We start from the raw sequence: 13,781 nt of genomic DNA on the forward strand, positions 1-13,781 counted from the left end.
ATTTATTTTACACAACCTCCGAAAGGTGACTCGTTCCTAACCGATCTCATGATAGCTGGATATCAGCAATTTATGGATAATGACACTTTTGGTCTCAGCAATACGAGCAAGAAGGAACGGGCCATGATAGCGCATTTTGAGAATGAAAGAAAACGTCAACAAACAAAAAAAGCTTTACAAAAGCGACCATCAAAGCGTCCTAGCCATCCTTAAAGAGGGAGTTAGACAAAAGCACGAATGATGAAGAGGGCCAAAGCGGTGCCCTCCTTTATCCACGCGGGTGGCAGTTTAAATCTGGTGGTCGATCAACCCCACAACATGGCAGCCGAAGGTTCAGCACATTAGGAGGGATGGGGGGCTCTACCAAGGATGCTCTTGCCAATATGGTTGATGTTTCTGCTAGTGTGACCGTGGGCTTTAAGACTGAGAAAGCGGAAGCTTCTTCTCAAGTCTCCGTAGCGGTAACAGATAGCATAGAAGCAGGGCGCGCTGTTAACATGCATGCCCACAATGGAAGTATTCATGGTGTTGGAGCTGATATTATTGCTGGCACAAACCCGATGCAAAGCAATGATAAACAGAGTGGAAATATCACCTTGGGAGCAGGGAAAGACATCACCTTTGAAAGTGCACAAAACACGCAAAGCACACAAAACCATACCCAAAGTGCTTCGGTGAATGTTGGATATAGCTATGGTACCGGTGGACCAGGATGGATGGGGAATGCTTCTTTTGGTAAAGGCAAGGGTTCCAGTGAACAGGTTCAACAAAAGAACAGCCATATTATTGGCACCGGCACTGTTCATAGCACAAGTGGGGGAAACACCACACTGGCTGGCGCTGTGGTTTCTGGAAACCGTGTAGAAATGGATATTGGTGGTGATTTTACTGTTATCAGCCGCAGTGATACGGGACAAAGTTCCAGCAAGCAAAACTCTCTTTCCATTGGGTTTAATGGTGGAAAAAAGAAAGATGCAGCTACAACCAATATATCCTTTAACAAGGATAAATCCTCTAGTGATTATCACAGTGTTGTGGAACAATCAGGCATCAAAGCTGGTGATGGCGGCTTTAAGATCAACGTTAAAGATAAAACAACATTGACCGGAGGCATCATTGCCAGCACTGCACCGGCAGAAAAAAACAGCCTGACCACAGGAAGCATTACCACCAGTGATATTATCAACAGTGCTGATGCTAAAGCCAGCAGTCAAGGTTTCAGTATTTCTGCGGGTGGTCCCATGTACCAAGGCAAATATGGTGTCGGGAAAAACATTGCCAAAAATGTCTTAGATCATTCAAAAGCCAAAGATTCAGAGGAAGGATACACCAAATCCGCTATCAGCAATGGCAGCATCATCATTACCAATGAAGCAGAGCAGAAGGCATTGACAGGTCAAGATGTTGAGCAAGCCATAGCTTCCCTTAATCGTGATACCACTACAGCTCATAAGGGTGTACAACAGCTCGATGTAGGCAAGCTGGAACAAATCGTTCATGAAAACCGTGAAATGGCAACGCAACTTTTGGAAGAAGGTTTTAAATACAGCGATGAGTCCTATAAAACTATGTTTATCAAGGAACACCCTATCGCTGTGGTCGACCGTGATGAAAAGGGCAATATACTCTATGAAATAGATGCGAATGGGGTACCTATAAGAGATGCTCGTGGACAAAAAATACCTAAGTTTCATTATTTAACGGCTGAGGAAAAGGAACATTTGCAAGAAGGTACTGATGGCAAGGTTCATGTCTCCTTCAATGGCATTTTTACTCCGCCTGAAGAGGCAGCTGTTTATGCGGTTCAACATGCGAAAGATAAAAATGAACCGCTCTATATTGTTATCTTCCCCCAAGCGGATTCTGCTATCTCAGAACTTCTGGTAGCAGGGTACCAGAAGTTTATGGAAAATAATTTTTGGGGTTTGACCAATTCCACACAAGAAGCAAAAGATTTGGTGTATAGCCATGGTATTACAGGGTTAGAACTTTATGGCCATAGCCGCGGTACCATGACATTGGGGAATATGCTGTATTCTTTCAAACAAGAAGGTGTGCACGGTATAGCCGACAACACGAATATCAATTTCTATGGACCAGCCTTTAATCTTTTAGTTGCATCCGGTCTGTTAGGTTATGTGAGTGATGGCAAACAAACTACTATTGGCTTTGATGGGAATAGATATGACCCTGTAAGCAGAATTATTGGTGGTAATGGCTATACCTACGGGACACTCCCTGCTGGTAGTAACATGTGGAAAGAATGGTGGAGAGTAACCATGAATCCCATAAGTTCCCATACCTGTCTTGGAGATGCGGGGCGTATGTGCAACATGCTTTACGGCTCATCTCATCGTGAACAAGTTCCTTTAAGTAAATCACGGAGTAAAAAATGAAACAAATCTTAAAATTATTAAGTGCGATAACTCTATTGAGTATAGCTGGGTGCCAGTTTAATAAAACTCCCATATCTTCTATAGGGGCATGGGAGAAGCCAGGAGCAGATTTTACGGAGATAGGAAAAGCCTTGTTAGAATGCGGTATGCCAACCCCTTATGATAAGGATCCAGAAAGTAGAAAGCTCAGTAATAATGCAAATGCAACCATTGATGCTTGCATGCTCCAAGCGGGATTTCGCTATAAATATGATGTGGGGGGAGGCTGGTGTGGAAATCATAAAGCTGAAAACTTGCCCATTTGTCGTCCAGGCGCTGTCATCCCGAGGCCCAGTGTCAAGAAGCGCTTAAACAGCCCTTTTTGTAAAAAATATAAAAATGCACCTGAATGCAAACCTTAAGTCTTTCTTGTGATGATCAACAATCCTCCATCTTTGCTTTTGCTTGAAATGAGGGGATTGTTTCCTCAATCTGCCATCTCAATATTGTTCACCACTGTTTTAAACAGTGGTGACAGAAAATATCACCAGGCTTACGAGCCTTCTTATTGTAAATAAATCCATTGAAAGAGGGGAAAAATGAAACAAACCTTAAAACTATTGAGTTGCATGGCTCTGTTAAGTACAGCTGGATGTCAGTTAGGCAATCCTCCCCCATCGACTTTGGCTTTATGGGAAAAGCCTGGAACAGATCGGGCTGTCATTGAACAATCACTGTTAAAATGTGGCTGGAAACCGGTTTATGCTTCTTCTAGTGATATGAATTCGTATGCAAGTGAATTTGCTTCAGTTTATGAATGCATGAAAATGGAAATAAATGCTGCTTGTTTATCGTTAACATCGTGAAAATCTGTACGGGCAGCAAGAAAAAGCGCCGTGCCCATCGGGGAGGGCTGGAAGTTTTTGCCACAATGGCTGTAAACACCATCCAAAGCCTGTTCGACAGGCGCTACAACATTGCATCTTCTAATGCCAATCACGGTATTTTGGGTGTCTCTTAACACGAGATAAAGCGTGCGGTTGCTAAACCATTCTGCCATGAGTATATCGCGTTCATGTTTTTTGACCGAACACCACGGAAAATTTGCCATGTCCCATGGGTAATCAATAAGATCCCAGCTTAATTCCTCATCCCCATCATCTATCCAATTGCCAATAAGCCTGCCTTTTTCTCTTGTGAGAACGCACTCTATCTCTGTCGTGCGTCCAAAGGAAAACAATGCACCCCCAGCTGTTAAGCGAACACCGCTCTCATACTCCAACATGCTGTCATCAAGCCGTGACATATTGCATTCAACAGCTTGCACATCATAACCCATGACACCACGGCGAAAATCAGAGCGCAAACTTTTGGAAAGGTCGGTAATTGCTTCAATGGCTTCAAGCTGTGTTCGTTCAGGCAACTGATCAAAGTAGAGTTGAAAAGAGTTCCACCATGCACGCCCTGTCCACGCGGGTACAAAACGTGCTGTAATCTGAAGCCATTCAAGCCCCAACTCTATTGCCGCAAGGGAGCCGCGCAAGCGCTGCCATTGAAGACCAGAATCAATCAAATCATAGAGATTTGGAACATAAGGTGTAAGCTCCCCAAGTCCATATTCTTCAATCAACCATGGTAAGAAGCGGGGAGGGCGTGTGATCAGTTTTGCGCGTGAAATCCCCAAAACAGAACCGTCAACATCTTGATGAAAATCGCAAGCATCGGCAAGGCGCTTTTCAAATTCCGTTGCGTTTGTGGGGAGGAGGGAGCTAACCATTAGCGCGCACGCCCTTTGAAGTTTAAGGTGATTTTTCCAATCGATAAAACTTCTTCATCACAAACCTTACTGTCTTGTGTTGGTGTAATGGCGATCACTTTTTGGACACCAGGGATCATCAGTTTCGAAATCCACCACGATAAGCTTAATTCACGACCAATGGCTTGTTCTTGTCTCCATGCTGCTCTTAAATTTGCTTCCATTGTCGTGAGAATTTTCAACGATGTTTCCGGTAACAGCCAAACATCTGTCTCTAAATCCAGCACTTTTTTTACAGCAGTGTGAACAATGATTGTATCATTGGTCATGATGATATTTTTTTTGTGAAGAGCTTCTGAGACTGTTTGTAAGAGATCTTCAGAGGCCGTTCCTTCTTCATTATTGCCAAAAAGAGCAACATAGATGGTTGGGTCTTTGCCTTTACGGTAAACAATCGCATCCTTAACACGACTATCTGCTGTTAAGGCTATAAGCTTGTAATAGGGCTCTGTCCCGCTACCTTTGCCACCACGGGCATGAAGCTCTATGCGTTCACGATATCTCTCGTCACTTTCACCCTCCATGCGGGCAAGACCATGCCAGTTTCCCAAAGCATCAAGAGATTCACCAGTTGCAAAATCAAGAATATTATTGCGTGCCGCTTCGTTAATACGTTGTCTTAAAAGCAACTCTCGATAGCTAAAAGCCTCAATGACTTTTACAGCCGGATCACTTTCAAGAATGGTATATTCAGGCAAAAGCTCTTTTAAATGGGCAAGAGCAGCAGCGCGTATTTCCTCAAAAGAAAGTTCTGTGATGATTTCCGGTTTTGCAAGCACTCTATTCATTTTATCAATAATCCTTCCATGGTAATGGGCTTGCCGGATGGCAAATAAATGCCTTCAAAGGACAAAGAAACTTGTCCAGCATCAACCATTTTAAAATCAATTTTTTTCAATTTAAAACGCGGTTCCCACTTGTCTAACGCCTCAGCAACAGCAGCATAAAGAGCAACAGCAAAAGCATTGTTAACCGGTGCATCAATGAGTTCCGCAACACGTGAACCATAATCACGCCGCATCACACGCGAGCCAATGCGTGTTGACAAAATATCAAGGATTGATTGACGCAAATGATCAATGCCGGTCAATGGCTTTCCTGTTGTACGGTCCATTCCACTGTTCAATTGGGACCTCCTGTCATGGAGCCACCAGGAGTAACACCGCCGTGAACATGTGTTGCTCCTACATTGCTGCCGTTGTGCTTTAATCCACTTGAATGGATGGAAACATCATCACCGGAGTGAAGAGAGAGACCATCACCCGAATTGAGTGAAACGCCACCACCGGCTTTCAAAGAAATGTTGCCATCTGCGTTTAGACTTATATCTTTTTCTGAAACAATTTTTATGCCTTCTGGTGCTGTAAGCTCTAGCTTACCACCATCACCTTTTAGTGACACGCCATCCGCAATCGTGAGGATAAACTTTCCGCCTGATTTGATAGTGAGTGCATAGCTGTTTTGTTCATCATCATATTCAAGGCTGGTTCCATCAGGATAAAGTGTCTTATGAATGTTGCCTTTATCGGCTGCTTGATTAGCATCTGTATGAATGGAGCCAACAATCACCCCTTGTGATAGATCTCCGGATGACGAGATAACAACAACTTGCTCTCCAATATCACGCCCTTCATAAGAGCGCGTTTTACCGGCGCGGGCTTGTGTATCTGGAATCCAGTCACTAACAAGATCTCCACTTTTTAACCGATAGCGTGCATTTTTATAGTCGACATGGCTAATCTTGCCTACCATAACCATATTTGCCACACGTCTCTTTAAGTCGGTGATTTCTTTATCGCGCCGCTCTAACATGAGTAACCTCGATTTTATGGTATTTATCTTTTTTTTTCACGCCTGTCTCTGGTTCAAAGCTTAAGAAAGGTTCAACGAGTCTTGCTGTTACACTGCCTTCTTCTTCATCCATGTTGGGGATATTTGTCACATAAGTGACTTCAAAGGTTAAAATTGCACCATGGAGTGCTAGGGCACCATTATCACAAAAGGCAAAAGCAATATTTTGTAGGCGGCATGTCTCAACGGTGTTGTTAAGATTAGGATTAGCATAGAAAACCTCCTCAACTTCCCATGCTAGTTGATCAACAAAACGCGCTCCATCTTCACATGTCGCATAACATTCGACATCCACTATTAAAACGCGCCGCCTTACTCCATAATCATATCCCTCTTCAATCGTTTCACTTTGCGTTGAGATATTAATTGCGGGCGTGTTCTCAGGGGAGAAGTTGAAATCACACATATTGAAAACATTGTCACCAGCAGCCGTCTTTGCTGCTTTGATTAATGCAACAAAGCTTTCCCTGATCGTTTCTCTAGGATGCATAGGTGTTCCTGTTCAATTAAGTGTATAAAAGATTGACTAGGATTAATAATGATACTATTATTGGTTATGAGCAATAAAGTTGAAAAAATAATCAGCTTGATGAAAGCATCACCAAAGAACATTAAGTTTTCAGATTTGTTGGCCGTGTGTGTACATTTTTTTGGAGAACCTCGGAACAATGGTACAAGCCACTTTGTTTTTAAAACCCCGTGGCTTGGTGATCCCCGTGTGAATATTCAAAAAGATTCTGGTAACAAAGCAAAAGCTTATCAGGTCAAGCAGGTCTTACAAGCGATAGAAAGGATGAAACATGAACAATAATCATTATACATATCGTGTTTTGTGGTCGCAAGAAGATGAGGAATATGTCGGCTTGTGTGCAGAATTCCCATCCCTTTCATGGTTAGACGTTCAAGCAGAAAAAGCTTTAAAAGGTATTATGGACCTTGTTTCAGAAGTTGTTGAGGACATGCAACATAACGGAGAAGAAGTTCCTGTGCCTTTGTCACATGGTAAATACAGTGGTAAGTTTCAATTAAGAATCCCACCAGAACTCCATAGAAAACTTGCAATACAAGCCGCTGAAAATGGTGTGAGTTTAAACAGATACATTTCTTCTAAACTTTGAATCTTTTAAAAGTCTATACGTACTAAAAGAAAATTAATTTTTATGAAAACCTCTAAATTAAAACAAATACCCGTTTTTAAGACGGATGAAGAAGCAGAAAACTTTGTTGCTACTGCTGATCTTACAGATTATGACTTAACAGGTTTTAAACCCGTTCATTTTGAATTTTTACCTAAAGAAGCCTCTATGAATATTCGTTTGCTTCAAGCGCTTATGAAAGCTTTAAAGGAAAAAGCTAAAAATCAAGCTATCCCTTACACACGCTATGTCCGGCATCTTATCGAACGAGATTTACGAAAAAGTCATCGTAATTAATTGATAATCAGGTGTAATCGGTTATATATTCCGGTATGCAAACAGATACACTCCAAATTACACAAGAATTATTGACTCCTCCCACCTTATGAAGATGGGAAAGGAGTATATTTTTACTTAAGCAACCTTTTTAATGGGGTGCTCCAAATCTGGTTCATAAGCTCGCAACAAAGAATCCATGCTATGCGGTAGTTTGGAAGTTCCAAAACCTGTAAGAACAGCCAGAATCTTTGTCACATTTGGCGATTCCTCTTGAAGTTTTAAAATCAAAGCTTTTTCTACCATACCCATGATCTCAATCAGTGCACTACAGTCTTTGTCTTCAATGTCTTCACAATTGACAAACTGAAACAAAGCCATCCACAAATCATATAAAAAATCGATACTGCTATTCATTGTACACCCCCAAAGATTTGTTCTCTCAAACAAGCCAATCCTTTTGGTGTAATTTTTGTTGAAGGGAGCACCTTATCTATTCCATCCGGTCTTTGAATGGTGATAGCAGGGCAATCCATGAATCCTTTCTGATCTTATCTTGATAAGGTAACAAAGGAGCCCCTGGAGCCCGTCGATACACCCAATCATGTTTACGCAAGTAATCTGTTAAATCCTTTGGTCGTACTTCAAGCATCTTTGCTGCTTCAATAAGACCGAACAAACCATCAGAACGTTTTAAACCTTCCAAAGCTTCTGCTTTCGGAGTTAATTCTGTGATAACATGATCTTTCTGCTCGATTTGATTTTGTAGATGTGTCAAAAAACCAATCATTGCTTGAGGACTTGAGTAATCTATTTGCGGTGTTGCTACTTGCTTCAAAAGCCGTTCACATTTGATAAAGTATAAACGAGCCTCTCTACCTTTCTTATTGTTCTCAAGCATAGAGAGCTCTTTTGCTACACTTAAAGTCAGATGATAATCTTTACGATTATGACCACCCCCGCCTTTGCTCGCCAAATTTGGCGACCAAACAAAGTCTTGATTTTCTAATAAATTATATTTTTTGATACGGTCAGTAATCCAATTGGAGAAATCTTTACCTATTTTCAAAAACGCATGTAATTCACGTGCGTTGACTGTTTGAACGATATCACCATTAATCGTGGTTTGATGTATATCAATTAAATACTGTGCCATAATTTGGCTCCTATGTGCTTAAAGGTTTCTTAATGACACTCAATTAAAGAGTGCCGGGTGCTAAGAAACACGGCACATAGCCCGTCGTTACACCTTTCCCAAAAGGGTATTGTATAGCATAACCACACCCGACAATATCATTATATGCTTGTAGCATACAACGAGTCAAAGTTTTTAATTGGCGGTGAAAAGATTGTTTCGGCAATCTATCCGCTATGTGTTTAAGGTGTTTCTTAGGCACCTGATTCGATTATTCATACTACTGTCATAATGTCAAGCAGTAATATTACATTTTTCTAACTTATATAAGTACGTCTTTACTTTATTTGTCGACTCACTTTAAATTTCCACTTTACTTTTTTATTTATAGCGGAGGGGGAGGTAATGCTGGATACCCTTGATATAATTGCAATGATCGTGTGCTTGTTATCATTGCCAATGATGATTTTCGGAATCGTTTTAGTATGTATAAAGAAATGGCGGAAAAACGGACTGAAAACTCTTGGTATTGGAGCTTTATTATTTATCGGCTCTGCGATAGTAGGTGCTTATGTACACAAAGACAAACCAAATCAAATTACACACAATAATGAAATTGTTACCTCCTTTTCAACTGCGTCAATAGATGTTGCTACTCAAGATGAAAGCGTGACTCAGGCACCAGCTGAGAATACCGATAAGCAAGTTACCTCCATTGAAGTTAACAAACCAGAAAAAGATGATGAGCTGGGCTTTTGGGGATGGTTTTGGTTAATTTTCTTTGTTTTTTTTGCGTTATCCATTTTCGCTTATTGGCAAGATAAACGCAAAAAACGTTTTGAAGAGAAAGTTTCAGAACAGGTTTCAATGTCGCTCCCTCCTGCACATCCTTCTTCTGATTTCTTAGTTGTTAATAAAACGTCTCCAGCACTTAAAAAAGAGCAACTGGAAAAGGGGATCAAGATTTTTCTCCTTTGTGCTCTATTGATTGTGGGCATAGTAGCAATAATAAGTATTGCACCATGGTTATTAGTAGCCATTGTTATTGTTTCACTTTTGGGGATCGCTGTCCATTTTGAAAATAAAAAAGTAAAGCTTTTTGAAGAACAAGTTGCAATGTTGCAATCAGACATCCCTCCCTCTAATTTTTTGGCAGCGTGTGAAATGTTTCAAGAACTTGATGCAAGTGAATATGATTATCGTTTAGCACGCAATGAAAAATTGTTGGGAGTTCAAGAACGCGTTTCCTTTGATATTAGTAAAAAGACCACACTTTTGGGACGTCTTTTGGTTACAGATCAAGCCATTGTATTTGAAAGCCCTGAAAGGAATGAAAGGACTACTTGGACACGAATTGCATCAGTAGCGATAACATACAAAGGATGCCAAGTCAGTCGCCGTACCGGTGTACCATGGAATTACCAATTCACTGCCTTTTCAAGTCCAAGATTTACAGCAGTAATCCGAGCTCTTGGGCAGCCTTATTGATTTTTAAATACACTAAACAAAGATGCGTCATTGTTTTTGCTCTCGCAAGATAAGCTTATACATACCGGATTCTGAAGCTTGTACATCTATCACAATGAAATGCTCTTGAGAAGAGGGAGCCTTGCTGTCTTCAGGGGAAATGATTACAACACTATCTTCCGGTTTTGGTGGTAATCCTCCAATGTCATTGATACAAAGATCAAGTTCCTTTCTTGCAATTGTAGTAGGGATTCTACCACCGGCGTCCGATTCTGAATGCTTAATGGTGTAAATCGCTGTGATACGAAAAGATTGCTGATTGTCCTTTCGCGTGTAGATGATGGGCTGCCCAAAAGTGTTGCGCACATCTTTAACCATTTGGTTTAGCAGCCCGTGCCATCGCATGTTATTTCGCTCCAATCACTGCTTTAAACAGCATTTCTGGGCGTGTGCAAATGTAAAGCGGATAGCTATAGACCTCCGGTTTTACCCATGCATTACGGTCGTGGTCGACGATCAGCATGGTGTAGAGAGGTCTTCCAACGGTGTTAGCAAAATCCAAGCTTTCACCAGGAGCAAAGGTTTTTTGGAATACACCAGGCGCATCAACAGGGAAGAATTGACATTCATCAGGCTTAATGCCTATGGCGCGTTTTGTTCCAGCCTTCGCACTCACATGATAGTTATGAATACTCCGGTAATTAATGAAAGTGACACCTGCAAAGTCAAAACTGCCAAAACTTCCAGAACCAATTGCGCTTGGTGTTGCAACACCTCCGGCGCTATTGAGTGTTTGTGCTAAGGCTGTGTTTAAATAGGTTTCACGGATTGTTTTGTGATTTTTCAATTTGGAAAAGAATTCATTTCCACAAAGCCCAATAATCCGTGAACGATCAGAAAACGCTCCTTTTGAAACTTCAATCATCCTCATAATGACCCGATCAACATTGTCAGCAACATTGGTTGTTTCTGTATTCAGTTTAAAATCAATGGGCTTTGGTGGTGTAATTTCCCATTCCTTGTACCAATCGACAATCACCGAACCATCAGCATCAAGGACAACGCCTTGAACAGCGCCAAGCTGCATGTTTTCCCATGTCAATTCGATTTCAGAAATCAGTTTCTTTTGTTTTCTGGCAATATATTTCATTGCCGTCTCTAACTGATCTTCTGTGCCAAATTCACGCCGGTTCTGGATTTCTTCTGATTTCACTGTATCACTTTTGGCAATACGTGTTGTTTTAAAAAACCGAAGATTACGCCCCTCTCTGTCGCCTTCTGCCAAAGGTGCCCCGCGTTCACTGGTTTGAATAAGCGAAAATGTATTATCACGCCGTTCAATGCCAACCACTGTGGTACTGGTTTCAACTTCCTCAAAAAGATTAAGAGAGCTTACAAGACCAGGTTGAAACTCATAGTTTTCAATGGCTTTCATCATGGTAACGGCAGAGAAAGCATCATGCTTAAAAAAATTCATATCCATGTGTGCATTCTCCTATCGCAATAGAATGTTGTTTTTGTCTTCGAAAGACTGAATGGCCGCGTTCTTTTGCTCATCTGTGATGGCATCTGGCCATAGCAGTTCAGAAGCTTTTACAGTGCATAAGCGTGCTGTAATCACAGCGCGTTGATCTGCTTCTGTTGCATCAATAGTGGCAAAAGAAATCCCTGCCGGTGTTTGACTGCCATCTAATGCTGCTGGATTAAGGGGGATATATTTTTCTGATGCGGTTATCTTTCCCATGACAGTTCCCGCTTCAATGAATGCTCCTGATGCGAATACCACTTCTTCGTTTGACATATCGGGGTCGTATGGTCCAAGATAAGCGCCATTGCGTACGTCGTCATAAATAATATTTGTCATTTCACTGCCCTCCAAGCTGCTTCCCATTTTGTATGAATCTTTGCCTTGCTCGTCCCATCACTATGAGGGGTATAAGGCGAGAGTTTTAAAGACGCGCTTTGAGAGCTAGCAGCCGTCAACACACATTGGCGTGCTTTTTCGAGACTCATACCGTTTTGAATAGCTTTTGCTGCGTCAAAAGAAACGCCTAAGTGCTTTGCTTGCTTTTCAAGAGTTGTTAGTGCTTTTGCGCGCTTTCTTTCTTTTTCAAGCACGGCTTTCATATCTTCGCGCTTGTTTTCATTGTCCTCATTGTCTTCATCCTCATCTTCGTTTTCTTCTTCATCGTCGAAGTCTTCGGCGTTTTTGTCGATGTCACTATCGTCTTCGTCCTCTTCCTCGTCATTGATGATGTCGACAATCTTTTCGTCATCCTCTTCTTCAGCGCGGTATTGTGTGCGTGCCATGTGTTTTGTCCTTCTTTTGTTGTTGATGTTGGGTTTTGTGATATGGAATCCGTTAAGGCTTCCAAAGCTTGCGCAAGGGTCCCCTGCGCATCTGCTAATCCAAGTTTGAGAGCTTGGCTGCCTATAAAAGTTTCTGCCTTCGTGTCACGAATTGCGTCAGCATTTAAGCGTCTGTTTTGCGCCACCAAATCAACAAACATCTCGTAGAGCAGGGCGCAATCGGCTTGCATTTTTATCTGTGCTGTATCGTTCAAGGGTTCGTGAGGGTTGCCATGAACTTTGTGATCACCTTCAAAGACAAAGGTCCATTTATGTCCGTGTTTTTCATCCGCACGGGATTGGTCAAGATGAGCGCAAACAACCCCAATCGAGCCCACAACACCCGTGCGAGCAATCCATATTTGAGAAGCAGAGCAGGCAATGGCATAAGCCGCTGAACAGGCAAACTCATTGGCATGTGCCCAAATGGGTTTATTGTATTGTTTTGAGAGTGTTTGAAACTCTTCAACCAAATCAAAGACACCGCCGGCTTCTCCACCGCCGCTGTCAATATCAAGTAAAACAGCGCGAACATCAGGTTGTGCAATGGTTTCACGAAAAGAAGCCCTTAAACCTTCATAAGAAGTTAACCCCGATAACGCCCCAAGCCATGCACCGCGGCGCACAAGCGTGCCATGAACCGGTAGGATAGCAATATTGTTTTGCACTACATAAGTTTCAGGGGGTCTGAAAGACGCTGTATCCCCTTGTCCAAACGCCCCGATGGGAAACTTTTCTCCCTCAAAAAGACGTGGCGCAAGAGCATTCAAAATGATATCAAGTTTTGTCGATGCAAGCATATGAGGAACACCAAAAAGCCGTGATGCCAAAAACGGCATATCAAGATTATTCACCATTTGTATGTGCCTCACTGCCTTGGTTGCTTTCATAAGTGTCAGAAAGTTCTGAATCTGCGGGATCAATTACTTGATTGCTACCAGAGGGCACCGCCATATCCGTGTCAAAAGATAAGCCGCGCGCACGAGCATCTGTGTGTTCTTCTTGCATTTCGGCATGAATGCTGTCGATATCAAAGCCGCGCTCGGCAAGTGCCATGCGTCGTGTTTTCAAGCCTGCACGAATTTCTTCTTTTTCCGCCGAGATATCCTTGTTAGGATCAATCATTTCAAGCGGGGGTGCAAAGCTTTCACATTGAAGCCATGGCAAGGGATTTTCTTCCCACTCTGGCAAATTGACGCATCCAGAAAGCACTGCCATTTCAACAAAGCGCTCCCAAACAATGCGATTAAACTGAAAAGCAATGATATGTTCGCGCCATTGTTTGACGTGCCGTCTAAACTGAATGATAGAGGTACGCACATTGGAAAAATTCCCCCGCGTAACGTCTCCAGTCACAACGGCATAAGGCATATTGA

General features: G+C 42.1%; 15 protein-coding genes and 6 pseudogenes. 8 read left to right on the forward strand and 13 right to left on the reverse strand.

Annotation, left to right across the window (positions count from 1 at the left end; genetic code table 11):
* From J7R13_RS07830 to J7R13_RS07845, 4 genes and pseudogenes are all read left to right on the forward strand, one after another.
* Nucleotides 1–213 (forward strand): annotated as a pseudogene (locus J7R13_RS07830) (hypothetical protein); the annotation flags it as partial.
* 131 nt (nucleotides 214–344) lie between these two features.
* Nucleotides 345–2,396, forward strand: a pseudogene (locus tag J7R13_RS07835) (hemagglutinin repeat-containing protein); the annotation flags it as partial.
* A complete protein-coding gene (locus J7R13_RS07840; RefSeq protein ID WP_208438193.1) occupies nucleotides 2,393–2,797 on the forward strand; it encodes a hypothetical protein in 405 nt (134 codons plus the stop codon). The pseudogene J7R13_RS07835 and the gene J7R13_RS07840, both read left to right, overlap by 4 nt.
* A 177-nt stretch (nucleotides 2,798–2,974) precedes the next feature.
* Nucleotides 2,975–3,202: pseudogene (locus tag J7R13_RS07845) on the forward strand (hypothetical protein); the annotation flags it as partial.
* On the opposite strand, the pseudogene J7R13_RS07850 reads toward J7R13_RS07845, so the two are convergent.
* The 5 genes and pseudogenes from J7R13_RS07850 to J7R13_RS07870 form a co-directional block, all read right to left on the reverse strand.
* Nucleotides 3,190–4,152, reverse strand: a pseudogene (locus J7R13_RS07850) (phage tail protein); the annotation flags it as partial. The pseudogenes J7R13_RS07845 and J7R13_RS07850 sit on opposite strands and share 13 nt — an antisense overlap.
* The gene (locus J7R13_RS07855; protein WP_208438195.1) at nucleotides 4,152–4,979 is read right to left on the reverse strand and encodes a baseplate J/gp47 family protein; all 828 of its coding nucleotides are present in this window, start codon (nucleotides 4,977–4,979) and stop codon (nucleotides 4,152–4,154) included. The gene J7R13_RS07855 and the pseudogene J7R13_RS07850, both read right to left, overlap by 1 nt.
* A complete protein-coding gene (locus tag J7R13_RS07860) occupies nucleotides 4,976–5,317 on the reverse strand; it encodes a GPW/gp25 family protein (RefSeq protein ID WP_004856773.1) in 342 nt (113 codons plus the stop codon). Before J7R13_RS07860 ends, J7R13_RS07855 begins: the two co-directional genes overlap by 4 nt.
* The gene (locus J7R13_RS07865; protein ID WP_208438196.1) at nucleotides 5,314–6,003 is read right to left on the reverse strand and encodes a phage baseplate assembly protein V; all 690 of its coding nucleotides are present in this window, start codon (nucleotides 6,001–6,003) and stop codon (nucleotides 5,314–5,316) included. The genes J7R13_RS07860 and J7R13_RS07865 overlap by 4 nt, the downstream gene beginning before the upstream one ends.
* Nucleotides 5,984–6,532: a hypothetical protein gene (locus J7R13_RS07870; protein ID WP_208438197.1), complete on the reverse strand. Its 549-nt coding sequence runs from the start codon at nucleotides 6,530–6,532 to the stop codon at nucleotides 5,984–5,986. Before J7R13_RS07870 ends, J7R13_RS07865 begins: the two co-directional genes overlap by 20 nt.
* A 48-nt stretch (nucleotides 6,533–6,580) precedes the next feature.
* On the opposite strand from J7R13_RS07870, the gene J7R13_RS07875 reads away from it, so the two are divergent.
* From J7R13_RS07875 to J7R13_RS07885, 3 genes are read left to right on the forward strand one after another with little or no spacing between them, the layout of a single operon-like run.
* On the forward strand, nucleotides 6,581–6,853 hold the full coding sequence (locus tag J7R13_RS07875) for a toxin HicA (RefSeq protein WP_126603711.1): 273 nt from the start codon (nucleotides 6,581–6,583) through the stop codon (nucleotides 6,851–6,853).
* Nucleotides 6,843–7,160, forward strand: coding sequence for a type II toxin-antitoxin system HicB family antitoxin (locus tag J7R13_RS07880; protein ID WP_007554230.1), 318 nt, complete (start codon nucleotides 6,843–6,845; stop codon nucleotides 7,158–7,160). Before J7R13_RS07875 ends, J7R13_RS07880 begins: the two co-directional genes overlap by 11 nt.
* Before the next feature lie 42 nt (nucleotides 7,161–7,202).
* Nucleotides 7,203–7,475 carry a CopG family antitoxin gene (locus J7R13_RS07885; RefSeq protein ID WP_208438198.1) on the forward strand — a complete coding sequence of 91 codons (273 nt, stop codon included), beginning with the start codon at nucleotides 7,203–7,205 and terminating at the stop codon, nucleotides 7,473–7,475.
* Nucleotides 7,476–7,592: 117 nt separating this feature from the next.
* On the opposite strand, the gene J7R13_RS07890 is transcribed toward J7R13_RS07885, so the two are convergent.
* On the reverse strand, nucleotides 7,593–7,871 hold the full coding sequence (locus J7R13_RS07890; protein ID WP_208438199.1) for a hypothetical protein: 279 nt from the start codon (nucleotides 7,869–7,871) through the stop codon (nucleotides 7,593–7,595).
* Nucleotides 7,868–8,610 (reverse strand): annotated as a pseudogene (locus tag J7R13_RS07895) (antA/AntB antirepressor family protein). The gene J7R13_RS07890 and the pseudogene J7R13_RS07895 overlap by 4 nt, the downstream one beginning before the upstream one ends.
* 384 nt (nucleotides 8,611–8,994) lie before the next feature.
* On the opposite strand from J7R13_RS07895, the gene J7R13_RS07900 reads away from it, so the two are divergent.
* Nucleotides 8,995–10,077, forward strand: coding sequence for a hypothetical protein (locus J7R13_RS07900; protein ID WP_208438200.1), 1,083 nt, complete (start codon nucleotides 8,995–8,997; stop codon nucleotides 10,075–10,077).
* A 27-nt stretch (nucleotides 10,078–10,104) separates the two neighbouring features.
* Here J7R13_RS07900 and J7R13_RS07905 read toward each other — a convergent pair whose 3' ends face one another.
* The 6 genes and pseudogenes from J7R13_RS07905 to J7R13_RS07930 all read right to left on the reverse strand — a co-directional run.
* Complete coding sequence (locus J7R13_RS07905; protein WP_208438201.1) at nucleotides 10,105–10,461, reverse strand: head-tail joining protein; 357 nt, start codon at nucleotides 10,459–10,461, stop codon at nucleotides 10,105–10,107.
* Nucleotide 10,462: 1 nt separating this feature from the next.
* Complete coding sequence (locus J7R13_RS07910) at nucleotides 10,463–11,539, reverse strand: major capsid protein (protein WP_208438202.1); 1,077 nt, start codon at nucleotides 11,537–11,539, stop codon at nucleotides 10,463–10,465.
* A gap of 12 nt (nucleotides 11,540–11,551) precedes the next feature.
* Complete coding sequence (locus J7R13_RS07915) at nucleotides 11,552–11,920, reverse strand: head decoration protein (protein WP_208438203.1); 369 nt, start codon at nucleotides 11,918–11,920, stop codon at nucleotides 11,552–11,554.
* Nucleotides 11,917–12,183, reverse strand: a complete 267-nt coding sequence (locus J7R13_RS07920; protein ID WP_208438204.1) for a hypothetical protein — start codon at nucleotides 12,181–12,183, stop codon at nucleotides 11,917–11,919. Before J7R13_RS07920 ends, J7R13_RS07915 begins: the two co-directional genes overlap by 4 nt.
* A complete protein-coding gene (locus J7R13_RS07925) occupies nucleotides 12,180–13,262 on the reverse strand; it encodes a S49 family peptidase (RefSeq protein ID WP_208438205.1) in 1,083 nt (360 codons plus the stop codon). Before J7R13_RS07925 ends, J7R13_RS07920 begins: the two co-directional genes overlap by 4 nt.
* Nucleotides 13,252–13,781, reverse strand: a pseudogene (locus J7R13_RS07930) (phage portal protein); the annotation flags it as partial. The gene J7R13_RS07925 and the pseudogene J7R13_RS07930, both read right to left, overlap by 11 nt.

Origin of the sequence: Bartonella taylorii 8TBB (assembly GCF_902825155.1) — a bacterium.
In the GTDB taxonomy this organism is placed as follows: domain Bacteria; phylum Pseudomonadota; class Alphaproteobacteria; order Rhizobiales; family Rhizobiaceae; genus Bartonella; species Bartonella taylorii_A.